The following is a 23,212-nucleotide window of genomic DNA, read 5'->3' on the forward strand; positions in this document are numbered from 1 at the left end:
AGAAGAAAAGTGGCGTAGTTATACCATATTCAACAAAATTTTGGAAATTCACGTAAATCATACTATGCTATATCTTGATTAATTTTTATAGTGGAATGAGAAAAGATGCTAGAGCAAGATGAAATCGATTTGTTTCGTGCTGAAATAAAAGGGGTTAAAGCTCTGAAACAAGATAAACGGGTTATGCCTCGTCAAAAGCAGGTTATCAAACGATCGCCTTTACGTGAAATTCGAGAGAAAGAAGACACGTTGTTTTATTTTTCTGATGAGTATGAACCATTACTGAATGAAGAAAGTGCGGTGAAATATTTGAGAGAAGGAGAAGATTCACATTTATTAAAACAATTACGTCGTGGTGATTTTTCTCCTGAATTATTTTTAGATTTACATGGATTAACAAAAGAGCAAGCTAAGTTAGAATTGGCGAGTTTAATCCAGGCATGTGAACATGAGCACATTTATTGTGCTAGCGTGATGACAGGCTATGGTTCTTATATTCTTAAGCGTCAGATTCCACGCTGGTTAGTGCAACATCCTAAAGTACGAGCATTGCACCAAGCCCCAAAAGCCTGGGGAGGTGATGCTGCAATTTTAATTTTGCTTGATGTCTAAATTAATTTGGTGAAAAGTCGTATAAAGGGAAGGTAAGATCTGACTAATCATATTCAACTGCTGAATAGGCACACTAAATTGCGGTTGGAGTAGATGTTGACTCTGTTCTGCATTAGCCAAGGCTAAATCAGTTTTAATTCGTTCTTGTAATTTAGTGAAGACATCAGGTCGTAGCTTTTCAATGTGCTCTAACACATAGATAATTTTCTTTGCAATAGGGTAAAATCCCGATAAAAACTCGGTACTTTGTTGCAGTTGTTTCATGTTATTACGATAAGCCCCTAGCGTAGAAATATAACTTAATAATGAATAATTAATTTTTAATAATTCAAAGCCTTTGTGTAAGTGAGTCTGATATTTTTGTGGCTCATTATTCATATTCGAAAGTGTTGTACTTAGCGCTGTCGCATTTTCATGGGCATAGCGACGCACAATACGATATTTTAAATTATCTCCTTTACCAAATTGTAATTGGCTAATGACATAAAGTAAGTATTTTGCATCACTTTTAATCGCTTGTCGGCTGACTTTATCTAATTGCAAGTATTTCCAATCTGGCCATAAATAAGAGACGGCAAACCAGGCAATGGCGGCACCAATGAGTGTGTCAATGACACGAGAAAACATCGCATTATGCAAATCAAAACCCATGACATCAAAACTGATTAACACTTGTAATGTAATAAAGAAAGTTGAAAAACTGTAGTTATTGCTTCTAAAAAAGAAGAAAAGGGTACTCGTTGCGACAATTAAGCCGAGTTGAAGCTCCAATGTTGGATTAATATAAGGTAAGAGTGAACCAATGATTACCCCTAGAATTGTCCCAATAATGCGCTGTTTTAAACGCATTTTTGTCGCTGAATAATTGGGTTGGCAGACAAAAACTGAAGTCAGTAAAATCCAATAGCCAAGATTTAAGTGGAAAAACTCCACGATAGAGCAGGCAGTGAAGACAACCAAAGAAAGTCGGACCGCGTGACGAAATAATTGGGAGTTCACATGACAGTGACTTTTTATGGCGTAGAAAATATTGTATAGACCTCGCACTTGCTCAGTATGAATTTGTGCCGTGTCAGACTGTTCATATTGGCTTGACTCTTGATCTAAATGGTTCAATTGCCATTCTGTTGTTTGTAAGTTTTCGATTAAGGTTTTTAAATTGAGTAGTGTTTGTTCGTCTTTGGGATGAGTTTGGCTGTATAGCTCAAATGAGTGAGTTAAGCCAATGATTGCTTTTTCAACCTTATTATTGTAATGATAGGCTTTATTCTGTTGTAAGCTAACACCGATTTCTCGGCATGCTTGCGCTTGCAGTTCAAATAAGCGTTGAATACGAAAAATTAAATCTGTATTTTTGAGTTGTTCTGCGAGAGAAGGGTAATGAAATAAACTGGAATTTGCGCGTTCATGGATATCTTGTGCAGCAAAGTAGTAGCGGATCATTTTCGTGGTTCGACGATGTCGATGTTGACCTCGGATACGATAAAAAAGGGCAGTCCGTGCGGTATTAAACGCATCAATTAATCCACTATTTTTCATTGCTAAATTCACTTCTTTATTCGCCAATTGTTCAATATCATCGGGATCAAAAAAGAGGGCCTTAGCATCTAAGTATTCCCCTAAAGCGATAAAGGATTTGGCGATACTTTCTTGTACTGGACGATTAGGGAAAAAGAGGTGAACAATTAATGTCGTGATACTGTACAGTAATGTTCCGCACAGAATCATGATCGGATTGATAAACCAAATCGTTTCTGGCGTATAAGATAACGTGGTATACAGTGCGATCACAAGTGTGCCAAAGGCAATTGTGCTATAACGTTGCCCAATGGCACCGACCATTGTGAACAGAAAGGTCATGGCTGTCATTAATAGGGTAAATTGAAAGCCATGACCAATACTCATTTGGACGGTTAATGAGGAAATTGAGAAGGCGATGAGGGTGTAAAACACATTTTTGAGTCGACCAGTTAAACGGTTATCTAAGTCAACTAAGCCACCAGCGATAATGCCTAAAATAAGCGGCATGCTTTGCTCGGAAATATCAAATAACCAAATTGCAAATGCCGCAAAATTAACAGCAATAAAAATGGGGATCGTGGCAATGACTTTTGCATTTAACCAGTGATGCATGTTCTTCCCTTTAATTACTAATAACGATCTTTAAACTGTTGTTGTGCTGCTTGTTGTCTTGCTATTTCTGCGATTTCTTTAGGGACAACCCGTTGTCCAACAGGTAATAATGCAATGCCAGCAAGTTTGAAATTCGCGAGACCAACAGGAATACCTACTATGGTTAAGCATTGGGCGATTCCAGCAAAAATATGAGATAAGCAGAGCCACCAACCAAACAAGATAAACCAAACAATGTTCAATACGGTGCCCAATGAGTTTCCTATTGCACTTGTTGGCTCTAAGTATTTCACATGAATAATATCATTCCCAAAAGGCATCAGTGACATTTTACTGATTTCCCAACAGCTTCTTGTATAGGGTAGAGTAATAATGAGAAGTGCACTGATTGCTGTTGCGAGCAGCCAACCCAGTGTCGTGAAAAAACCGCCAAGTACAAAGTTCAGAATATTTAAAATTAATGCCATTGTTGTTTACCCTCCAAGAGTAATAAGTCACTCTTAAAAAAATAGCTCAATATCCATTGTTGATATTGAGCTCCATTATAATGCGATTTTATCTAGTTTGACAAAATAGCGCGCACTTTTATTTTAAACGGGCTTTTAAATAGCCATCGTAGTCAGGAATACGTACTTGAACTGCTTGATTAAAACTGGGTGAGGTCACTAGAAAATCTGCTGTAGCCATATTCATGGCAACAGGAATATTCCAGACCGTTGCAATTCTCATCAATGCTTTGACATCAGGATCATGCGGGACGGCATTCATGGGATCCCAAAAGAAAATCAACATATCAATTCTTTTTTCTGCAATTAATCCACCTAATTGCTGGTCTCCTCCCATTGGACCGCTCAATAAACTTTCAATATGGAGTCCTGTTTCTTGATAAATCAGATTTCCTGTTGTACCTGTGGCATAAAGGATATGTTGTTCAAGCAAAGTGCGGTGTTTTTTACACCAGTTTATGAGATCTTGTTTACAGTGATCATGAGCAACTAAGGCGAGATGTTTACACGCCGATAATGTTCGATAAGTATTTTGCATGACGACTCCTTATCCAGAGATGGACTTAAATAAAAAGTGAGCACTGCGCTCACTTTTTAAGATTATTCTTTTTATTATTTTTGGTTTTGGGCCCAGTTTAAGAAACGTTTTTGTGTTTCTTTATCTGCTTGTTGGAACCAATATTGTAACATTTGCTCTGCTACGTTTTCTCCTTGCACTGTAATTTTCCCTTTTTGTGCTTTACCAAAACCAGGTAGTGCCGCAGGCATGGTTGTGCTGGCGAGAGAGGCTACTGCAGCAGGTGCGCCAGATGAGTTATATTCAGATAGATTTTCAACTAAGTTGACGCCAGGTAAAAAACCCTCTTGTTTTAAGTATTCTTGCTTTGTTGCCACTTCAACACCAGAAACTGTTTTTACACTGATGTGAGGTGCTTTTTTGAACGCATTGGCATCTCGTTCTGTTTCTAAGCGTGGCGCTGAAATCACGATGTCATCGGCAGTCCCTTTAAACGTTACAATGATAGGATCAGATTCAAATAAAGTGCGGTCAGAACCAGAACGGATAATTTCAGAAACACGAACAACGACTTGGTGAGTTTGTGTATCGCTAATATTAAAAGAGCGCGCTTCTTTTAAAAGTGATTTACCTGGTTTTTGTCCATCAACAGCAAGGAAATCAATATTTGATGAACTTGTTACGACACCTGCAAAGCTCGCTGTGCTTGTTAATAGAGCTGCGGTTGCTAATGCAGCGAAACGAAATTTCATATATGCTCCTATCTTAGTAAGGAAAAGAATTTTAAACCGAAGCACTTTATTTATTAAAGTGTTAGCGTGTATGCTAGTCGATATTTGTGCAAATTAAAATAGTAAAATCAATTTTAATTGAAAAAAATGTGATGCTGTTAAAACTTTTCATGGTAGGTTTTATCTGGAGGGAACACATGTTAAAAAAGCAATTTTTTGTTTATGGCATCGTGCAAGGGGTTGGATTTCGTTATTTTACTTGGCGAGAGGCAACAAAAATAGGCGTTAAAGGCTATGTACGTAATCGTCAAGATGGAAGTGTAGAGGTTGTGGCATTGGGTTCTATGACACAGTTACAATATCTGCATGCTTGGTTAAAGCGCGGTCCGAAAACCGCGCGAGTTGAGTGTGTTGTTGAGCAAGACTATCCTTTTGATACAGTCTTCCCTGATTTTTCATTGCGACACTAGGACGATGAAACTGCTGGATTATGTTTGTTCAATTTGATTTTCTGGTAAATTAAAGCGCACATAAATGCAGTTGCTTGCAGTAAAATAATGCAGGGACCTGTTGCTGCATCAATATGGTAGCTGATGATGGTACCGAGGATACTGGTTGCTACAGACATTGACATTGCGATAAGCAGCATATGATCAAAACGTTTACTCAGAATAAACGCGGTGATTCCTGGTGAGATCAGCATTGCCACGACTAAGATCACCCCGACTACTTGCATGGCTGTGATGATCGTAAGTGCTAATAAAATTAACAAACCATAATGTAAAAGCTTAGGGGCTAGTCCTGCGACTCGCGTATGACTTGGGTCAAAGCAATAAAGTAAAAAATCACGGCGTTTTAACATGAGTGTTGTGAAAATAATGCTTGAGATAATCAAAGTATGAAGTAATTCAGTTGTACTCACACCCAATAAGTTACCAAATAAAATATGAGAGAGATGTTGTTCTGTTTCCACTTTGGTAAAGAGCACAATACCAAAGGCAAACATCCCTGAAAAAACAATCCCCATCACAGTATCTTCTTTGATACGACTATTTTCTTTTAAATAGCCAACACTTAGTGCACAAAAGATACCAGCACCAAACGCACCTATAGACAGAGGTAATCCTAGCATAAAGGCAATGACAATACCGGGTAATACGGCATGTGAAATCGCATCTCCCATTAATGACCAGCCTTTCAATACAAGATAGCATGACAGTACTGCACAAATAATCGCGACAATTAACGCCGTTAAGAGCGCATTTTGCATAAAAGGATAAGTGAAAGGCTCTGTTATCCATTGTATGATACTAGCCATTGTCAGCCTCCATTTCTACACGATTTTTGAGCGCACTTTTTTGTCTTAACACACCATATTTAGGCGAAAAGAAAAAAGCGAGTAAAAAAATCGCGGTTTGAAAGCAAACAATCAGACCACCTGTTGCCCCATCTAGAAAATAGCTCATATATACCCCAAGTGCGCTAGTGGTTATTCCTAAGAATACAGCGATAGTTGCGAGAGTTTGAAAACGATCCGTGAGCAAATAAGCGGTTGCGCCAGGTGTAATTACCATTGCAATCACGAGAATTGCCCCAACTGTCTGTAACGCAGCAACAACACAAGCACTTAATAACGTAAAAAAGAGCACTTTATAGCGTAAAGGGGAAAGCCCAACAGATGTAGCATGGGTTTCATCGAAAAAGACCAATAAAAGATCTTTCCAAAAAAGCAGTAGCAGCAACAAGGTGATACCAATGATGATAGCAACCTGAGTAATGTCTTCATCTGCAATACCCAAAATATTTCCTAGAATAATATCTTGAACATTAATCGCGGTTGGATTGAGGGAAATAATTAATAACCCAAATGCAAAAAAAGTGGTAAAAATGAAGCCAATTACCGCATCTTCACGCAATTTTGTGATGGACTTAATCCACAAAATAGAGAGCGCAGCTAAAATACCAGAAAAAAAAGCACCTAACGCATAAGGCAGAGAAAGCGCATAAGCAATAGCAACACCAGGTACGACGGAGTGTGAGAGGGCATCACCAATGAGAGACCAACCTTTTAACATGAGATAAGACGATAAAAATGCACAGATGCCCCCTACAGCAGCTGAGAGAATAATCGCTTTTACCATGTAGTTGTATTGAAAGGGTTCGAGCAATATGTCCCACATTATTTCTCACCTTTTTGTTCAGGATTTTTCGTAATTGGCGCAGGAGGATCATTTTTGGTTTCGCCATAAAAGACGGCGGGTAATTCATCATCACTTAATACCGTGACAGAACGCGTATCTTCATCGTCATGAATATCTTTACCAAGGAGTTTTATATGACGTAACACTCCACCAAAGACGAGTTCGAGGTTTTTCTGGGTAAACGTGGTTTCGGTTTTACCTGTAGCAAGCACCGTGCGATTAATCATTACTACTTGGTCGCAGAAATCAGGAATAGTCCCTAAGTTATGTGTTGAGATGAGGATTAAATGTCCTTCACTACGTAACTGATCAAGGAGATCCATAATCGCATTTTCTGTTTTGACATCGACGCCCGTAAAAGGCTCGTCTAACAAAATGATTTGACTTTGTTGAGCGAGTGCACGAGCGAGAAAGACACGTTTCTTTTGCCCTCCAGACAATTCACCAATCTGACGATCTGCAAGATGTTCAATGTTTACTCTTTGCATGGCTTGCTGTACTTTTTGCTTATCCAATTCACTGGGAATACGTAAAAAGTTCATATAGCCATAACGCCCCATCATGACTACATCGTAAACAGAAACGGGAAATTGCCAGTCAACATCTTCAGATTGAGGGACATAAGAAACAAGATTCTTTTTGAGCGCTGAGGAAATTGGCAAACCGCACAGTTTGATTTCGCCCTGCTGCGGTTTAACCAATCCCATGAGACTCTTAAACAGAGTTGATTTCCCACTACCATTCACACCTACCAACGCACATGTGGTTCCGCCTGCTAAATGAAATGTCATATCGTAAATTGCGATGTGCCCGTTATTGTAACGAACCGTAACATCATTTACTGAAATGGATGCAGCAGTAGGTGAAGACATTATTTTTCGAATCCTTTAACGATAGTAGATACAGTGGTATTTAATAAATCAATATAAGTTGGAACAGGACCTTTTGCAGTTGAAAGAGAGTCAACATATAAGACACCACCGTATTTGGCACCAGTTTCTTTTGCTACTTGTTTAGCAGGTTTATCTGAAATCGTACTTTCACTAAACACAACAGGGATATTGTTTTTACGTACGGTTTCAATCACTTGGCGAACTTGTTGTGGTGTGCCTTGTTCTTCCGCATTAATCGGCCATAAGTAAGCTTCTTGTAAGCCATAATCTTTTGCTAAGTAACTAAACGCACCTTCACTTGTCACTAACCAACGTTGACCAGTTGGAATTTGTGCCAGTTTTTCGCGTAATGGTTGATCTAGCATTTTGATTTTATTGGCGTAGTTTTCTGCATTTTTAATATAAACTGCCGCATTTTGTGGATCATATTTCACAAATGCATTTTTAATATTCTCAATATAAATTAAAGCATTTGATGTCGACATCCAAGCATGTGGATTCGGGGCATCTTTATATGGCCCTTCATAGATCGAAATAGGAGTAATCCCTTCGGTCACAATTGCTGCAGGTTTATCTTTAACGTTTTGGAAGAATTTTTCGAACCAACGTTCAAGATTTAACCCATTCCATAATACAAGATCTGCACTTTGTGCTTTTACAATATCTTTTGGTGTAGGTTCATAATCGTGAATTTCTGCACCTGGTTTTGTAATTGACTCAACAACAGCTGCATCGCCTGCAACGTTTTGAGCGATATCTTGAATCACAGTAAATGTGGTGACCACTTTGAATTTTGCAAAAGCTGGGGATGTAGACATTCCAAGCACGATTGCACTTAAAAGAACAGCTAAGCGACGCATATTATTTTCTCCTTATGTTGTTGGTTAAAAGTCGCGAGTCTATTCTATGCTTAAAAAATGAGTTTGTAAATAAAAATGATTATCAAATAATCTTTTTCAACAGGTTGATTTATAAACATTTTGCAGGTTTAGGTAACCCTGCCAGTTTTGTGGCTTGTTTTGCAGGACCCTCGGGAAATAAACGCTGTAAATAACGACTATTCCCTTTTTCTTCACCTAAGGTTTGCGCCATTGCTTTGACTAGCATACGAATTGCTGGAGACGTGTTATATTCTTCATAAAAATGACGGACAAAATAAATCACTTCCCAATGGGCTTCGGTTAATTCAATTTGTTCTTCTTTTGCAATAGCTAATGCAACTTCTTCATTCCACTGGTTTAAATCGAGCAGGTAACCCTGTGGATCGGTTTCAATTTGGAGATTATTGACTTCTATCATATTGTTGAATTCTTTAAATATTGACCGCACTTTTATTGTGTTTATTATAGCAAAACGCCCCGATGTCGGGGCGTTATATTTACCTATTACTCTGATTGTTAATCTTCGTTTGATAAAATAGAGAAGATATTTAGTAGACTAATAAATAAGTTATAGAGTGAGACAAAGATGCTGACTGTTGCACGGATATAGTTTGTTTCACCACCATGAATAATGTTACTGGTTTCGTATAAAATCGCCATTGTAGAGAACACAACAAACAAGCCACTAATTGCAATATAAAGCATTGGGGATTGGAAGAAGAAGCTTGCGACCATCCCTAATAGTAAGACAATGAATAATGCAAAAATTGTGCCAGAAAGGAAAGACATATCTTTTTTTGTTGTCAGAACATACGCTGAACAGGCAAAAAAGACAGCAGCTGTTCCCGCTAAAGCGAATACGACAATATCACTTGCCCCGTTACTGACATAAGCATTGAGAATAGGACCTAGGGTATAACCTAAGAAGCCTGTAAAAGCAAAGGTCGCTAAAATACCGAGTCCGCTGTTTGCAAGCTTATGTGTTAAAAAGAGTAAACCATAAAATCCGACTAACATCAAAATAATGCCTGGGCGAGGTAAGTTAAGGCTCATTGAAATATAAGCAACAACAGCCGAGAAAGCGAGTGTTAAACCTAATAAAAAGTAAGTATTGCGTAATACTTTATGCGTACTCAGTAAAGAGGCTTCTCTGCTTTCAAGAACAAGACGAGATTCCATAATAAAGGCTCCTTTGCAAATGGAATAAAAAACAAAACAATGGCGATAAAGTACTGGTTAGCCTTTGAAAAGTCAATGTTAAAAATTAACATTTTTGCAAAAACTTGAGTAAATTAAAATCAATATGAATAAAATATAATCTATTGAATGGGGTGGACACATTTTTTAATTTACTCAACTGCTTATCTATATTATATTGCTGCCCGTCTATACCACGGAGGAATGGTCGAGTGGTTGAAGGCACCGGTCTTGAAAACCGGCGAGGGTTTACGCCCTCCGTGAGTTCGAATCTCACTTCCTCCGCCACTAGAATGTTGTATTAGTCGTAAGTTATGTCTTTCAAATCAGTAACTTACGGCTTTTTTCTTTTCTGGGTTATTATCCAGAATCTCATTTTCGGCAACTAAGCCAGAGATGTTGATTTGTGAGTGTTCCCAAAACGTTCCCACGTTAGCGTACTGTAAAAGATGGGTTGCATTCAAATGAGCATAGCGTTTTACCATCTCGATAGACTCCCATCCACCAAGTTCTTTAAGAACCATCAGCGGCGTGCCGTTCTGAACATGCCAGCTAGCCCACGTGTGCCTTAGATCGTGAAAGCGAAAATCTTTTATCTCAGCACGCTCTAATGCACGTTTAAAAATATCACGATCAATTTCACTAATTCTTTTCCCATTTCCGCGATGGAAAACAATATTAGATGTTTTATTGATTCGTTTTTTTCTTAATAAATGAAGCGCTTCGGTGCTTAACGGCAATGATCTTGCTCTACCAGATTTAGCTATGTCGCTCGTAATAACTGCGATACTTTGATTAAAATCAATCTTATCCCATGTTAAAGAAAGAATTTCAGTCATTCTTGCGCCCGTTGCAAGCGCAAACAAGCAGACCTCCTTCATCCATTTAACACTTAAATTTTGAATTAATCGTGTAGCTTCTTCTTTTGTTATCCAACGAACCCTCACCTTTGGCTCTTTGTTTTTTGGAACAAAGGGTAGTGAATCAATCCAGCCAGCTTCTCTTGCCAAAGACAAGACGCGCATAATTGACGTTCGATACCTGTTCTGTGTTGCGGGCGTTAATTTTTTACCAGATCGCGTAACATGCGTAGGCAAATTGTTAAGGATATCGTCAGTTGTTAAAGAGCTAATTTTTCTTCCAGCAAAAACAGAACGCCAATACTGAACATGGCGTATTTTTGTATCAAGATCCTTTTGTCCTTGAGAAACTTCAAGATACCTAACAAAAGCTTCCTCTATTGTCCTCTCGGGATTTTTACCTAGCTTTTCGACCTTCCATGATTCGTGCTTAAGTTTGTCGTGGTACTCTTGCGCTGATTTTTTATCAGTCGTTCGAGTAGAGTGTCTAACTCTTTGACCGCTTGGCGTTCTGAAATCAACCCACCAGATACCATTTTGTTTTTTATAGATCGACATTTATTCTCCTTATCGCCGATCCTAACTTCTAGTCGGCTGATATTATTTTCTTTTTGTATGTTTCGATCAAGATCTCTTTTATATATGCGCCAGCCTCTGATCCCGCCAATTTTAAAAAATCCGAGTTCAAGTTTTCGCGCATATACTGTGTTATAGCTCATTTTCAAGAGATCTGCTGTTTCTTGTATAGTTAGCGTTTCTTCCATTCTTTAGATCTCTAAAATAAAAAACGCTCACTTGGAGCGTCACTTGCATTGTTTAAATAGTTATTAACACTTTTATATATGTCTATTATTAAGTTGATCGGAATATTCGATCTTTCGTTGTATTTTTTTGAAAACTCACCCCATTTTTTTTCTGCGCTTTTGCTTTTATCTGACTTGAGATTCAAATTAATGTTGCTCTTGAATCTTGTTGGCTTATTCAGAGCATATCCATAATTGTTATAATAAGTCAGATTGTCAAAATTTAATTTAAAATTAAGAATGTCATTTATGTAATGCCAGATTCTGCTTGAACTGGGATTCTCTATAATAAAAACTTTTGGATTGTATCTCTTAATAATCTCAATCGTGTTATATATACACAATTCTCCGTTGATTCTATTAAGAAAAGAACGTTCGTACTTAAACTGAACGTGCGGTAAATCATAGTCGACGCTATTTCTTATTGTGAACTTTGACAATTCTTTATTAATAGCTCCTGTTTCTTGCTTCCAAGATGCGTTCCCCCCCCACATAGCACTTGCTACAGACCAGCTTTCGCAGGGCGGACTCGCGATAATAAGATCGGGTTTTGGTAAATTATCTAAAGTGTCAAATAAAGTGTTATCGCCGAACATTCTTGAATAATCAGCAAGATTCAAATTAATAAAATGATTATTTTTTCTTTCAATATCAATACCTATTGAAAATATTTCAATATCATTAAAGTGTTTTGCTGCTTGAGCGTAACATCCGTTTCCGCTATCAAATAAAGCCCATACAATCATTATTTTCTCTCTTAATAGATTATTAATCACTTATATAATGATTCTTTAAGATTCAAAATCATCAATTCATCTTCTATAAATCTGTCAAAAAATCGTTTAATAGATATGACGATCTCAATTAAAAACAGAATAAAAAACAGCGCCCACATTTCTGCTGCGCTGTCTAATATTTTTGCGATTATTTCAAAGCCCATTTCTTTGCTCGTATTTATTAAATGCGTATATTGCTGCAATCTCAACGGCTGCAATTATGAATAGTGCTATTTCCAACTTCATACTGAATCTCTTCTTACTAGATTTTTCATTGCTTCTTGATGTAAGTGTATGTGCCACTCGAACTCTTCAAGATTCTTTATACAGTCTTGCTGATAGTATTTTTTCAGCAGTTTTCTATATCCCTCGATCAATTCATCGCACCGTTTCTCGCCGATTCCTTTGAGTTTAAGAATCGATTCTAGTCCCATTGTGCGCAGCTCTGCGTATGTCTCAACGCCGTACTTCTAAGAATCGCCCAAGTTGCTTTGCTAGTGAACGGAACCGGATCGATCTTTCTCAATTCGTCCATCCCTTTCTCGCGGATAATGTCCACTTCGTGCGGTGTTTTTAGTCGCTCGAACGTTCCGCAATGATTCAGAAGTTTATTGATTTCTTCATCTGTAAACTCCCGTTTTTCAGGACTTGCTATGAAAAACGGCGTTACAGTATGTTCAACTGGCGCTTGCTCAATAACATTGTTAATCTCATCATCGACAAAGTTCTTAATTTCTTCAGAAGCGAAAGCGTGACGTGTAGAAAGTGAGATATATTCAACGCGTAGAAATGTCTGCCCCATTACGTTTCTACAAGCGATCCCAAAAATAAAGGACCACGGACGAGGCATATTAAATGTCAAGTCATAATCCGTTTTTGACACTTTGCCGTTCACTTGCGGAATCCCATTTTTAAACCACACTTGACCGTGTTTTCCAAGTTTGATTACACTTAAAATGAAAGAGCTTTTACTGATGTTGTCGCTGATTTTCTTGATAACAGCGTTTTTATTATGTTTTTTTCTCTCGGTTTTTTGCTGTTTGCCATTTTCAACTCTCTAATCTTTCAATAAATTCATCAATACAGTTTGAAATTTGACACTGAAGATCTTTTAACAAGTCTTTTCTTAATACTTCAAGCGCTCTTAATTTATCTATAGAGTCATAATTGAAACATTCTCTACATAAACTCTCGTCTGCGAATAAATCTCTATCTGTAAGATTCTCTATAAATCCCGCATCTCGCATTCGGCTAAAGAAGTAATCTTGATTTTCATTTTCTACCGAGATTAAAATCGTTAATTTTTTCGGATATTTCATTTTTAATCCTTTATTTTCAATCAGTTAAATGATGTCAACGAAACTAATTTCGTCGAGATAATAAAAAAAACCGCATTGCTGCGGTTTATACTCTAATTGTTGTTCTGTCATAAAAAATCCCTCTTTCAGTATTTAAGTTTTACTTTATAACTCAATTTAATACATTGAATTACAATGCTTTATTTAATTTATACCCCAGCACGCGATTACGTCCGATCACTTTATGTCCGGTTGCCACTTCGTACCACTGATCATTCTCTTTTGTCAGTTTTTCGTTTTCAGCTTCTAAGCATTTCAAGCGATTCTTTAACTGCTCAATCTCTAACTTCTGATTGCTTGATTCTGTTTTCGTTTGCTCAATTTGAAGTGCTTGATTGCTTGCGATTTCGCACCAGTGCTTGACTTGTTTTCTCAAAGAAAACGGATTGAATCCAAGTTTCATTGTGATACTCCTACGAATAGTAAAAAGTTGTGTAACGGCTGTGCTTTGAATGCTTTATCCCACAATTCACCGAACTTGATTTTTAATAATTCTTCGGCTGTTCTCGGCGAGAATCGCGGCACTTTTAAGCATTCGATCGGCTCGATGTTTTTAAGCTGTGGCCACTCGCTTTTATCTGAAAGCAACGCATTTTTTTCCATTAGCAGTGCGACTAAATCAACGTATTTAATCTGCTGAATCTCTTGTTCTGTAAGCGCTGGCAACATATAGCGAAGCTCTACTAGTTTCTCGAATTTCGCTTCTAGTGCGCAAAAATCAGGGCACACTTTTTTAAGCGGTGTCGGAATATCTTTTACATATGCTTCGTGAAAATCGTGCATTAGCACGCGTAACTGCATATAAGTAGAGTAGTTAAGATATTCAGCAATTTCAGCGCAGAAAAGTGAATGACTAGCTACGCTATACGCTTCGCTCGCTTGACCCATAAAGCGATTTTCTAAGCTCAAGTGGTGCGCAATATCTGTAATGTTGATTTCGTTAAAATCGGGATTCTTATAGTCAATATACTTTCCCGAGTAAGTGTGAATCCACGCCATTTATAATTCCTTTAATAACAAAAAAGCTGTCATTTGACAGCTTCGTTTAAGTTGATTTTGTGTAAGATTTCTCTAGCCGATTCTTTTACTACGTAGCAACCGTCGCCGTCTGGTGTAGTTAGAATCGTTCTATTTTCTCCGATTTTTATTGCTTCAATCAGATCCATATTTACAAAAAATTTGTCATCATTTAGTGCTGTCACTTCGATAAAATTAGCCATTTTTCACCTCACTTTAGTGCTTCTTTCAAGTTATTTACTGCTTTGTCTAACTCGTCCATTGCGTCGATCTGCTGCTCAATCAAGCGATTAATTTTGCCTTTTGCTTGGCACACTTGAAGAAACAACGGATTCAATGTTTTGCGAATGTGATCGCCGCTTGCTAGCTCTTTTTTCTTCGCTTCTGATAGTTTCAAGAGCTCTTGCGCCATTGCTTCGAGTTCTTCCGGTGTCTTTTCTGTAATTGTTTTTTCTGCTGTTTTAGCCATTTCTTCATTTTCCTTTTTGATTTTTTGTTCTTTTACTGCTACGCACTTAAACAAGCACGCTTTAGCAAGTCGTTGCTCGATCTGAATCAATCCCGATTGCTCGAGATAGATAATGATTCTTTCCATCGAAGCGACATCAAGTCGATTCGATTTCGGTCGTTTATTTGCGAAGTCTTGTATTGACTGCGCTTTATCTTGACTTCGCAAGAACTCGAGAAAAGCATTTTTCCAGCGTGCTTGCGTTGCTGTGAGTTTAATTTCCATTTTTTAGTCCAATAAAAAAGCCACCGATACGGTGGCTATTGTTCTTTGTCTGTTTGTGGTTCGTCTTGTGGAATGTCAGGCACTCTTACCCATTCTTTTGGCTTTCCAGAATAATCGGCAATGCCATCAATGACCCACACAGTCCCATCATCGCATAGCGCACTTAAATTCCACGAATCACCAAATGAGGAGCTTGTAATTGTAGATTCACAAATCTGAATAATCTTTCTCATCTTCTACCCCAACCACCACATTTTGGACAATCTCCAATTTCTGCTAGCGTAAAAGGTACTCTAGTTTTTCCAGTGCCATTGCACTCATTACAAACTGGAAGCATTAAAAATTCTCTTAACGCTAACTCTCTTTCTTGCTCAATCTGTCTTTTCACCTTGTTCTCTTCATCTATATAGCAAGGCGAATGAGAATAACTAGCTACCTCATTAATCATTTCAAAAGTTGTTGCTAAATCATCAGCAATTTCATCAAGTTTCCCTTTATGGTCAATCCCATAATTCTGTAAAATTGCTTCTAGATCTTCTTTTATATATTCCTTTACAGTTGACATGACTCGCCTCTAGAACGGAATATTTTCGTCTTCAAAACTACTAGCCTGTTGCTGCACAGGCTTTCCAGCTTTCGCATTCGCATAAGCGTTGTTTTGCGGTGCTTGTGCATTAGCTTGCTGTTGCGAATCTTGGCGACTGTCTAGCATCTGCAATACATCACCTTGAATTTCTGTAGTGTAGCGGTCTTGACCATTTTGATCTTGCCATTTGCGTGTTCTGAGTTTGCCCTCAACGTAAACTTTCGAGCCTTTTTTCAAATACTGACCGCAAATTTCAGCTTGTCTACGATAAAATACGATAGAGTGCCATTCTGTTTGTGTTTTGCGCTCGTTCGTGTTTTTATCAATCCAGCTTTCACTTGTGGCCACGCTGATTTTTACCACTGCGTCGCCATTAGGCATTGTGCGGATTTCAGGATCGTTTCCTAAATTTCCGACTATAATTACTTTATTGACTCCAGCCATTTTTTTATCCTTTTAGCGCTTTTAGCGATGTTAAAAACTGCGGTATATACTCATCAAACGCTTTCATCAGCTTCTCATCTCGAGTTGCTGTGTGTAGATAAAGCGTTTGTTTTTCATATTCCGGGCAATAACTGACAAAATCCCACGTTTCATAGCCTGTGACCCAAAGTGCGGCTTGAATTTGAATCACGTATTCAGTCGGCACGCCGCCTTCAAGAATATACTTAATATGCGTTTTCATCTTCGGACACTTGATTTCTAAGCCTTTTTGGCGGCTCAAAATTAAGCCGTCAGGGCTTATCATCAGCTCTTTTTTCTCGTTGAGATAAACACCGCCGACTTGTGTCACTTTGTTTCCCGTTTCGAACTCATAAGCCATTCTTGCGAGTGGCTCTAGCTCGTTTCCGCGCTCCATACTTTGAGATTTAAAGCTTTCAGTTACGCCCTCAATGCTTTCTGCGACAAGCTCGGCAAGGTAGGGAATCCAGCCGGCGGACTTCTGACCACTTGCATTCACTATGTTTTTAATGCCTGTGGCTGTCGGAATGCCTAGTCTCGCGACTAGCCATTCTTGCGTTCCTTGCTCGCAATCAAGTGTGATTAGTTTTTTTGTCATACTTCGATTTCTTCGCCGACTTCTTCTTCGTTGTCTTGTTGAGATTGGTCTAGTGATAGATTTAATCTATTAATAACTTTCTCAACCATTGATTTTGGAATATGTTTGAGCGATTCTACGTTGCCGGCGTAAGCTAGAATCTTGCGTTCATCTACGCCGCTTAGCTCAATCAAGCTTTTCACTTGCTCGATTTCTTCATCTGAAATAAGTTCGACGTGTTTTGTATCAATCACGCTTTTATTTTGACTGCTTTGTGAGAAGCCATTTTCATCTTCGATAATCCTTTCCGCTTCGTCTTTGTCATAAATTCCGGTAAATCCGAAAGCTAAACGCGCACATTGAATCATCGCTTTATGTCGCAGCATTCGCTTAGGGTGCGTCTTCCACGGCCCCATATCGCGGTAGCATTCACTCATATATTCAGTGACTTCTGTCGCTCTGTTTCTGTCTTTTCTGAATATTCGACAAGTGCATTTTTCATCGTCTATGTCAAATTCCATTCCGTCAAATGCTGGATTCTCATTGATAATACGAGCCCAGCCGTCCACTCCGACAATCGGTACAATCCCGCTTTGTCGGTCAGGGAAAGCGTAGATTTCTTTTGTCCACGGATTCAATCCGTACTGATTCGCAACGATTAAAAGTGCGGTCATTTGGCTATCACTAACATTGCCTTTAAATGCTGTCGCTTTAAGCGTGCTCATAAGGTCTGAAGCATCTGTGATTTCAAATCGCTTCGCTAACTTGTTTGTTAAAGTTTGTAATGCTGTTGACATCTTTATTCCTTTACGATCTTAAAATTGGTTTTAGTGTGACGTTTTCGCCAAAGCGTTCTTTTAAAGTGCGAGCAATTCTGATTGCTTCTGATTTTGTAACTTGCTTCAATTGAATTGAAATAACAAAATCAGATAACGGCTCGCTGACTGATTCTTGCGCTTTTTCTGTTGCGCTTTTATCCATTTCATCAGCTACCGCTTTAGCCTCTGCTTGTACTTTTGCTTTTTCCCGCGCCTCAGCCTCTGCTTTCGCTCTTAACTCCGCTTCGCGCTTTTCTTCTTCTGCGATGCGTTGAGCAATAATCGGCTCTAAATCTTGCTCACCCGTGATCAAGTCTTGCCAATCTTTAAAGAGATATTCATATTGAATCGGAATCATCTTTCTTCTCGCTGCAATTCGACTTGCTTCTGCGCTGACTTCGCTCACAATAAGCATTTTCTCCGCATTAACTGCTTTCTCTAGTGTTGCAATTTTGCTTCTGCGTTTTGTTGCTTCATCTAATCGAGCTTTAATGCTGAAGCGAGAATATTTGCTACTTAACGCAATAGATACATCTTTCTCATAACCGCTCATTGCATTAATCACTTCATCTAACGCTTTCGCGACAATTTCAGACTTAATCTCGACTTCTCGAGCTTTTACTGTTTTGTCTAAGAACAAACGCTTTTGTCTGAATTGCTCTGCGATTTCTTCTGCTTGATTAAGCAAGTCTTGAAGATCGCCTTGGCGTGCATTTTTAATTGCCTCACGTGTGCGAGCTTCAATCTTTTTAAGAAGTTCCACTTCTTCTTTTGCTTTTCCAAAATCTTCGTCTGTTTCAAACGTGCTTGTAAGTGTTGATAAGAATTTATCTGCTTGCGCTTTAAAATCTTGAATGTTACAAGCTAATACTTTGCTTTCTGTCGAAAGCACTAGTTTAAATTTCTGCTCTTCCATTATTTTTCTCTATAAAGTGCGGGCTGTCAGGGTGGTGGCGTGCTATGTGCTGTTTCACATAGTGGGGCTGGCAAACGTGATATTTGCCGTTTAGATATGCTTGATACGCTTCGCAAGCGTTGCGATAGTCATAATCGCTATCGTAGTCGCGTGGGTTCGGTACTTTTAACTTCATCTTTCTCCATTTGAATTTTTACTGCTTGTGTTCGCAAGTAATGTTCAGTTTCTTTCGTTAAATTCGGCTGATATTCGCCAAATTCTGCGATCCATTCTGCTTTTGCTTGCGCCTCCCAATCGATTTCTGATTCTTTTGCTTTTAAGTTTGCGCTAATTGCTAGAATCAGAATGATTGCTCCGGCAAGATTCCAGATGTTTATGTTTCTCATTTTTCATTCTCCAAATATTTATTAATTGCTGGCTCATAACCAACGATATAAAAATGCTCCGTTCTTTCTTCCCACATTTTTATTGCCTTTTTCAGATCAGTTGTGGTTAATCCAAGTTCTTTAGCCACCTCTACTTCTTCAGCCACGTTTTCTGCGCCTAAGTGCCTTCCGTGAGTTGTTAGAATATAGAAAAGGCCGCTAGACACGATAAGCCTCTCCGAATATAAGCTTACGCGACTTTCAAAGCCGCTTGCTAATACTGTTGCCATTTTATTTCTCCAAAAAAAAAGCCCTCTTTCGAGGGCGTGAGGTAATTAAATAACAAGGTTTCTTTTATTGTTGTAGCATCAAGAAAGCACACTTATTTGTTTATCTTTACTAGCTTCAAAAGTTTAAGAGCTTCTCTTATCTTTCTTTCAAAGTAGTCAGACTTAAGTTTTATCCGACCATTTGAATCAATCGAATAATTGCCTTTATTATCTTTTAATACTTTGTAAAGTCTGTCTTGATTCATTATAAATACACTTTCTTGATACTGCCGTCTCTCCGACTGTCACGCACTTTTAGCCGCGTTTACTGTGTTTTTATACTTGCGTTTGGGCTTCCCGATTCACTGCCGGTGCTAACGTTTCCGCAAGTATGCGCATAGTTTGATTCGGGCTTTAACTCCGTCTTGTTGAGTGCGGTGGGTCTGTTACCACGCTTTTACTAACACTCTCACCATTGGGCAAGCTATGCGTTTTTGTTCAAGTTTTTAAAGAGCGTTTGTTTTTGATGGTTAAAGTTTAAGAAAACTTAAATCTTAAGTCAAGATAAAATTTAAGAAAAATTAAATCATTTTTAAGTTGTCTTAAATTTTAAATGGTTACGGAAGGGCTCTAAAAAACATAGAAATGTGTACAGATTCCAATTCTGTGATCTTTGTCACTGAATTGATGATGTAAATTTTGTAAAAATTAAACTTCTTTAAACATGAAGGTTAAATAAGGAGATTTATGGCTAAGTTAAAAGTTCACGCAGGTGATTTTTCTTCTACGACAGACACAGTACATGTTATGTTTGGCAATATATCAATTCATGATCCAATGGGTGGTGGATTCACTGGTAAAACGGAAGCTTTCGCAAAATTTCAAATTGAGACAATCGAACTGGCAAGTGAAGAGAGTGCTATTAGATTGGGTGGTGCAGCTGGCTGGGGCGCGGTTGGTGGAGTTTTGCTTGGTCCTGTCGGTTTGCTAGCTGGTCTTCTGCTTGGTGGAAAAGGAAAGGATGTTACTTTTATAATGGTGCTAAAAGATGGTCGAAAAATGCTAGCAACAACAGATAGCAAGACTTATACAAAAATGCAATCAGTTATGTTTTAAAAAATAACCGCACTAATAAAGTGCGGTGTTTTTTATCTTTTTTTTCGGTATATTCTCTGCTCAACCATCGTACCTATTATTCTAATATCTTGTTTTAAAGAAGATAATTTAGGATAATCTGGATTAAGTGGCACTATCTCGAAATGCTGTCTACCGAACTCGTCAACTTCTTCAAGAGGTCTGTATTTTTTAAATGTTGCTTCATAATTCCCATTTATTGCAACAACAAACTCTCCAGCCACCGGCGTGACTTTTGGATCGACAATAATAATATCATTTTCAAAGAAATCTGGCTCCATAGAATCGCCTTTTAACTTCAATGCAAAAGCACATTCTGAAACTTCTAGATCGGTTAAAACATATTCATAATCGCCAATTGTCTCTTTCAAATCATCAACTCCAGTCCACGTCCCTGCCTGAATATAGCTAATTAAAGGTATTTTTCTTGCCCCAACACTTGCTGGAACTACGTTAGAGAATCCATCTCCTCGCAATAACCAGCTTATATCGCACTGTAAAACAGTGGATAAATCTAAGATATTTTCTGCATTTGGTTTAGTCGTATTACTTTCCCATTGCGATATAGCTACGTGAGAAACCCCTTTAACTGCTAGAGAGAGGTCTTTTTGCGTCAATTTCAATTCTTTTCTTCGCTCTCTTATGCGATCGCCTAAAGTTTTCTCATTCATATTAACCCCCTTTGGTCAATAAAGTGACTTTTAAAAGTTAAGTTATCTTAACACTTATTGACTTAAGTAGTCTTTAATTATATATTTAAGTTATCTTAAATTAATGAGGGGAGTATATGTTAAAAGAAGATGTCATTAAGTACTTCGGAACAATGGCGAAATTAGCAAAAGCATTAAATATCAGCGTTCCAGCTATTTCACAGTGGGGGGAGGTAATTCCCGAAAAGAATGCTTACAAATTACAAGAGATCACAAATAGAGCGCTGGTTGTAGATAGCACTCTTTATCAGAAAAAAGGCAAATAAAAAGTCACTTGCGCGAACAAGTGACTAGTAATCCACTTCACAGGAAGTAAAGTAAATGAATCAAAAGCAATTATTAAATATTTCAAATGAAAAAGCAACTCTCACGATGACAAGTCGTGAGATTGCTGATCTTGTAGAAGCTCGACATGATTCTGTTAAAAGAACTATTGATAGACTTGTTTTGCGCGGTGTTATTGTCCGTCCACCATTGGTGGATGAACCAATTGCCGATATGTTGGGGCGTCCACGAACTGATTCAGTTTATCACATTGGCAAGCGTGATTCTTACATCATCGTTGCTCAGCTTTGCCCTGAATTTACTGCACGGCTAGTGGACCGCTGGCAAGAGTTGGAAGAAAAACAACAAAAGCCGACCGCACTTTTACCACAAAACTATGCTGCGGCATTACGTGAGCTTGCAGAAAGTGTAGAGCGTGAAGAAGTGCTAAGAATTGAGAATAAACAGCAAGCCACTGCGATTGAATCAATGAATAGTTACTTCCGTAGTGGTATTTCACCGTTTGAGTTTGTAAAAGGCTTGAACGGTGTCAATTCGTTAAAAGTGGGAGATTTTTTAGTTAGTAGAAAATGGCTTTATCAAGATCGCAGTTCTAAACGTGTAGCTTCTTATGCACGAGATCGTTACTTAACAGAAGAAAACACAGAGATCAAAGCTCACGGTAGAGATCCAATTCTTGCGTATAAGCCAGTGCTACTGCAGAAAGGCGCAGCTAAGTTGTATGAGTGGTATGTAAAAGGTGAGTTGCCGATGAAGCAAAATTGGAACGGCGAATTTACGCAAAATAAGGCGGTAGGATTATGAGATTTACAACTGTCATAAACAACGTTCGCTGTATTGAGTGGGGAATTAATCAAACACAAGGTGCGTTGTTCGATCTTCTTAATCAAGCGTCGTCATGGGCTGAACCAATTAGCATTAATAGTGAAATCTATTACTGGGTATCACGTGAGAAAATCATGCAAGAGCTACCGCTTCAATTCAGAAAAGATGACACGGTTTACAAGAATTTAAAAGTGCTTGAAGAAAAAGGGCTTATCAAGCGTGAGAAGTTCGGCAATAAAGATTTATTCATGTTAACCGACAAGGGTAAAACGTGGAATGAATACACAGACACCCCACCGATCCGACAGTCGGAAAAAAATCAGAGCGACGGATTTAATACCGAGAAAACTCGGAAAAAAATCCGAGAAAACTCGGAAAAAAATCCGACAGATAAATATATAAATATAAATAATACTAAGATCAATAACCCCCCTACTTCCCCCCAAGGGGATTCACCGTTGCCTGAAGTTTTGGTTTTGAATCATTTGAATGCGGCAAGAGCTAAGCTGGCTGAAGAAATGGGCGAACGAGAACCGATGGGCTTTAGAATAACCAAAGATGTGAAAGCAGCAATCAAAGCACGCTTGAAAGACTTCACGTTTGATGAATGCATTCGCATGATTGATTACTTGGTCGCTAAATGGGGTCGTGATCCTAAAATGTCAGATTACCTACGCCCAAGTACGCTATTCCGCCCAACTAAATTCTCGGAATATGTCACGATGTCAGCACGTTGGCACGATCAAGGCAGACCGCAAAACATCAACGGTGAGTGGGTTTTTGCTGATGGTTCAGTAAAACAAAATCCACTACCAGTGGTTGAAGAAGTCAAAACTTGGTTTAACCGTTATCTATCACGGACGAATTGTTTTAATGAGTTAGATTTTTCAATCAAGCGCAACAAGATCTTGTACTGGGCAGTAGTGAACACAAAAGCAAAACGCCCTCTTGAATATCAAATAGATCGAATTATTGCGGAAGAAATTAAAACGCTAGCAAGCCGTGATGATTTGAGAGCACCAGAATTATTGAAAGGATCCGCATAAT

General features: G+C 38.4%; 33 protein-coding genes, 1 tRNA gene and 1 pseudogene. 7 read left to right on the plus strand and 28 right to left on the minus strand.

What is annotated here, in order from left to right; genetic code table 11:
* Positions 1-105 precede the first annotated feature (105 nt).
* Positions 106-612, plus strand: coding sequence for an endonuclease SmrB (smrB, locus tag ACWIT3_RS07765; RefSeq protein WP_046339999.1), 507 nt, complete (start codon positions 106-108; stop codon positions 610-612).
* Here smrB and yccS read toward each other — a convergent pair.
* The 4 genes from yccS to ACWIT3_RS07785 form a co-directional block, all read right to left on the minus strand.
* Positions 592-2,745, minus strand: a complete 2,154-nt coding sequence (gene yccS, locus ACWIT3_RS07770) for a YccS family putative transporter (protein ID WP_457162165.1) — start codon at positions 2,743-2,745, stop codon at positions 592-594. The two genes, smrB and yccS, sit on opposite strands and share 21 nt — an antisense overlap.
* Positions 2,746-2,762: 17 nt before the next feature.
* Positions 2,763-3,212 carry a YccF domain-containing protein gene (locus ACWIT3_RS07775; protein ID WP_457162166.1) on the minus strand — a complete coding sequence of 150 codons (450 nt, stop codon included), beginning with the start codon at positions 3,210-3,212 and terminating at the stop codon, positions 2,763-2,765.
* Positions 3,213-3,330: 118 nt separating this feature from the next.
* Entirely contained in the window at positions 3,331-3,789 is a 459-nt protein-coding gene (gene mgsA, locus ACWIT3_RS07780) for a methylglyoxal synthase (RefSeq protein WP_046340002.1), read from the minus strand.
* Between the two features lie 74 nt (positions 3,790-3,863).
* A complete protein-coding gene (locus ACWIT3_RS07785; RefSeq protein WP_457162167.1) occupies positions 3,864-4,520 on the minus strand; it encodes a curli polymerization inhibitor CsgI-related protein in 657 nt (218 codons plus the stop codon).
* 176 nt (positions 4,521-4,696) lie between these two features.
* On the opposite strand from ACWIT3_RS07785, the gene ACWIT3_RS07790 reads away from it, so the two are divergent.
* A complete protein-coding gene (locus ACWIT3_RS07790; RefSeq protein ID WP_457162168.1) occupies positions 4,697-4,969 on the plus strand; it encodes an acylphosphatase in 273 nt (90 codons plus the stop codon).
* Here the strand turns inward: ACWIT3_RS07790 and ACWIT3_RS07795 are convergent.
* From ACWIT3_RS07795 to ACWIT3_RS07820, 6 genes are all read right to left on the minus strand, one after another.
* A complete protein-coding gene (locus ACWIT3_RS07795) occupies positions 4,966-5,817 on the minus strand; it encodes a metal ABC transporter permease (RefSeq protein WP_457162169.1) in 852 nt (283 codons plus the stop codon). The two genes, ACWIT3_RS07790 and ACWIT3_RS07795, sit on opposite strands and share 4 nt — an antisense overlap.
* A complete protein-coding gene (locus tag ACWIT3_RS07800; RefSeq protein ID WP_457162170.1) occupies positions 5,810-6,679 on the minus strand; it encodes a metal ABC transporter permease in 870 nt (289 codons plus the stop codon). Before ACWIT3_RS07800 ends, ACWIT3_RS07795 begins: the two co-directional genes overlap by 8 nt.
* On the minus strand, positions 6,679-7,572 hold the full coding sequence (locus tag ACWIT3_RS07805; protein ID WP_457162171.1) for an ATP-binding cassette domain-containing protein: 894 nt from the start codon (positions 7,570-7,572) through the stop codon (positions 6,679-6,681). Before ACWIT3_RS07805 ends, ACWIT3_RS07800 begins: the two co-directional genes overlap by 1 nt.
* Positions 7,572-8,453, minus strand: a complete 882-nt coding sequence (locus ACWIT3_RS07810) for a metal ABC transporter substrate-binding protein (RefSeq protein WP_457162172.1) — start codon at positions 8,451-8,453, stop codon at positions 7,572-7,574. The genes ACWIT3_RS07805 and ACWIT3_RS07810 overlap by 1 nt, the downstream gene beginning before the upstream one ends.
* A 109-nt stretch (positions 8,454-8,562) precedes the next feature.
* On the minus strand, positions 8,563-8,892 hold the full coding sequence (locus ACWIT3_RS07815) for a TusE/DsrC/DsvC family sulfur relay protein (RefSeq protein WP_457162173.1): 330 nt from the start codon (positions 8,890-8,892) through the stop codon (positions 8,563-8,565).
* 98 nt (positions 8,893-8,990) lie between these two features.
* The gene (locus ACWIT3_RS07820) at positions 8,991-9,653 is read right to left on the minus strand and encodes a Bax inhibitor-1 family protein (RefSeq protein WP_457162174.1); all 663 of its coding nucleotides are present in this window, start codon (positions 9,651-9,653) and stop codon (positions 8,991-8,993) included.
* A gap of 216 nt (positions 9,654-9,869) precedes the next feature.
* On the opposite strand from ACWIT3_RS07820, the gene ACWIT3_RS07825 reads away from it, so the two are divergent.
* A tRNA-Ser gene (locus ACWIT3_RS07825) sits at positions 9,870-9,959 on the plus strand.
* A gap of 38 nt (positions 9,960-9,997) precedes the next feature.
* Here ACWIT3_RS07825 and ACWIT3_RS07830 read toward each other — a convergent pair.
* From ACWIT3_RS07830 to ACWIT3_RS07910, 17 genes and pseudogenes are all read right to left on the minus strand, one after another.
* A complete protein-coding gene (locus ACWIT3_RS07830) occupies positions 9,998-11,089 on the minus strand; it encodes a tyrosine-type recombinase/integrase (protein WP_457162175.1) in 1,092 nt (363 codons plus the stop codon).
* A 62-nt stretch (positions 11,090-11,151) separates the two neighbouring features.
* A pseudogene (locus tag ACWIT3_RS07835) lies at positions 11,152-11,295 on the minus strand (helix-turn-helix domain-containing protein); the annotation flags it as partial.
* A gap of 11 nt (positions 11,296-11,306) precedes the next feature.
* A complete protein-coding gene (locus tag ACWIT3_RS07840) occupies positions 11,307-12,080 on the minus strand; it encodes a DNA methyltransferase (protein WP_457162176.1) in 774 nt (257 codons plus the stop codon).
* Between the two features lie 454 nt (positions 12,081-12,534).
* A complete protein-coding gene (locus tag ACWIT3_RS07845; protein WP_457162177.1) occupies positions 12,535-13,005 on the minus strand; it encodes a hypothetical protein in 471 nt (156 codons plus the stop codon).
* Between the two features lie 154 nt (positions 13,006-13,159).
* Positions 13,160-13,429, minus strand: a complete 270-nt coding sequence (locus ACWIT3_RS07850) for a hypothetical protein (protein WP_457162178.1) — start codon at positions 13,427-13,429, stop codon at positions 13,160-13,162.
* Positions 13,430-13,598: 169 nt separating this feature from the next.
* Positions 13,599-13,871 (minus strand): hypothetical protein, encoded by a 273-nt coding sequence (locus ACWIT3_RS07855; RefSeq protein WP_457162179.1) that lies wholly within the window; start codon positions 13,869-13,871, stop codon positions 13,599-13,601.
* Positions 13,868-14,467 carry a hypothetical protein gene (locus ACWIT3_RS07860; protein ID WP_457162180.1) on the minus strand — a complete coding sequence of 200 codons (600 nt, stop codon included), beginning with the start codon at positions 14,465-14,467 and terminating at the stop codon, positions 13,868-13,870. The genes ACWIT3_RS07855 and ACWIT3_RS07860 overlap by 4 nt, the downstream gene beginning before the upstream one ends.
* Before the next feature lie 29 nt (positions 14,468-14,496).
* A complete protein-coding gene (locus ACWIT3_RS07865) occupies positions 14,497-14,688 on the minus strand; it encodes a flagellar FlbD family protein (protein WP_457162181.1) in 192 nt (63 codons plus the stop codon).
* 8 nt (positions 14,689-14,696) lie between these two features.
* Positions 14,697-15,218, minus strand: coding sequence for a hypothetical protein (locus ACWIT3_RS07870; protein WP_457162182.1), 522 nt, complete (start codon positions 15,216-15,218; stop codon positions 14,697-14,699).
* 35 nt (positions 15,219-15,253) lie between these two features.
* Positions 15,254-15,451, minus strand: a complete 198-nt coding sequence (locus tag ACWIT3_RS07875; protein ID WP_457162183.1) for a hypothetical protein — start codon at positions 15,449-15,451, stop codon at positions 15,254-15,256.
* Positions 15,448-15,783, minus strand: coding sequence for a hypothetical protein (locus ACWIT3_RS07880; protein ID WP_457162184.1), 336 nt, complete (start codon positions 15,781-15,783; stop codon positions 15,448-15,450). The genes ACWIT3_RS07875 and ACWIT3_RS07880 overlap by 4 nt, the downstream gene beginning before the upstream one ends.
* A gap of 9 nt (positions 15,784-15,792) precedes the next feature.
* Positions 15,793-16,248 (minus strand): single-stranded DNA-binding protein, encoded by a 456-nt coding sequence (gene ssb, locus ACWIT3_RS07885; protein WP_457162185.1) that lies wholly within the window; start codon positions 16,246-16,248, stop codon positions 15,793-15,795.
* 4 nt (positions 16,249-16,252) lie between these two features.
* Positions 16,253-16,864, minus strand: a complete 612-nt coding sequence (locus ACWIT3_RS07890) for a YqaJ viral recombinase family protein (protein WP_457162186.1) — start codon at positions 16,862-16,864, stop codon at positions 16,253-16,255.
* Positions 16,861-17,640, minus strand: a complete 780-nt coding sequence (gene bet, locus ACWIT3_RS07895) for a phage recombination protein Bet (RefSeq protein WP_457162187.1) — start codon at positions 17,638-17,640, stop codon at positions 16,861-16,863. Before bet ends, ACWIT3_RS07890 begins: the two co-directional genes overlap by 4 nt.
* A gap of 10 nt (positions 17,641-17,650) precedes the next feature.
* Entirely contained in the window at positions 17,651-18,577 is a 927-nt protein-coding gene (locus tag ACWIT3_RS07900; protein WP_457162188.1) for a hypothetical protein, read from the minus strand.
* Between the two features lie 137 nt (positions 18,578-18,714).
* Positions 18,715-18,963 (minus strand): hypothetical protein, encoded by a 249-nt coding sequence (locus ACWIT3_RS07905; protein WP_457162189.1) that lies wholly within the window; start codon positions 18,961-18,963, stop codon positions 18,715-18,717.
* Positions 18,960-19,232 carry a hypothetical protein gene (locus ACWIT3_RS07910; protein WP_457162190.1) on the minus strand — a complete coding sequence of 91 codons (273 nt, stop codon included), beginning with the start codon at positions 19,230-19,232 and terminating at the stop codon, positions 18,960-18,962. The genes ACWIT3_RS07905 and ACWIT3_RS07910 overlap by 4 nt, the downstream gene beginning before the upstream one ends.
* Positions 19,233-19,958: 726 nt before the next feature.
* On the opposite strand from ACWIT3_RS07910, the gene ACWIT3_RS07915 reads away from it, so the two are divergent.
* The gene (locus ACWIT3_RS07915) at positions 19,959-20,327 is read left to right on the plus strand and encodes a hypothetical protein (RefSeq protein WP_457162191.1); all 369 of its coding nucleotides are present in this window, start codon (positions 19,959-19,961) and stop codon (positions 20,325-20,327) included.
* A 32-nt stretch (positions 20,328-20,359) separates the two neighbouring features.
* On the opposite strand, the gene ACWIT3_RS07920 is transcribed toward ACWIT3_RS07915, so the two are convergent.
* Entirely contained in the window at positions 20,360-21,016 is a 657-nt protein-coding gene (locus tag ACWIT3_RS07920; RefSeq protein WP_457162192.1) for a LexA family protein, read from the minus strand.
* A gap of 116 nt (positions 21,017-21,132) precedes the next feature.
* Here ACWIT3_RS07920 and ACWIT3_RS07925 point away from each other — a divergent pair, with 116 nt between their 5' ends.
* The 3 genes from ACWIT3_RS07925 to ACWIT3_RS07935 are packed head-to-tail and all read left to right on the plus strand — an operon-like array spanning position 21,133 to position 23,211.
* Positions 21,133-21,321 (plus strand): Cro/CI family transcriptional regulator, encoded by a 189-nt coding sequence (locus ACWIT3_RS07925; RefSeq protein WP_457162193.1) that lies wholly within the window; start codon positions 21,133-21,135, stop codon positions 21,319-21,321.
* A 55-nt stretch (positions 21,322-21,376) separates the two neighbouring features.
* Positions 21,377-22,144: a Rha family transcriptional regulator gene (locus ACWIT3_RS07930; protein ID WP_457162194.1), complete on the plus strand. Its 768-nt coding sequence runs from the start codon at positions 21,377-21,379 to the stop codon at positions 22,142-22,144.
* On the plus strand, positions 22,141-23,211 hold the full coding sequence (locus ACWIT3_RS07935; RefSeq protein ID WP_457162195.1) for a conserved phage C-terminal domain-containing protein: 1,071 nt from the start codon (positions 22,141-22,143) through the stop codon (positions 23,209-23,211). Before ACWIT3_RS07930 ends, ACWIT3_RS07935 begins: the two co-directional genes overlap by 4 nt.
* Position 23,212: the final 1 nt, after the last annotated feature.

It is taken from the genome of Pasteurella sp. P03HT, from assembly GCF_054052285.1.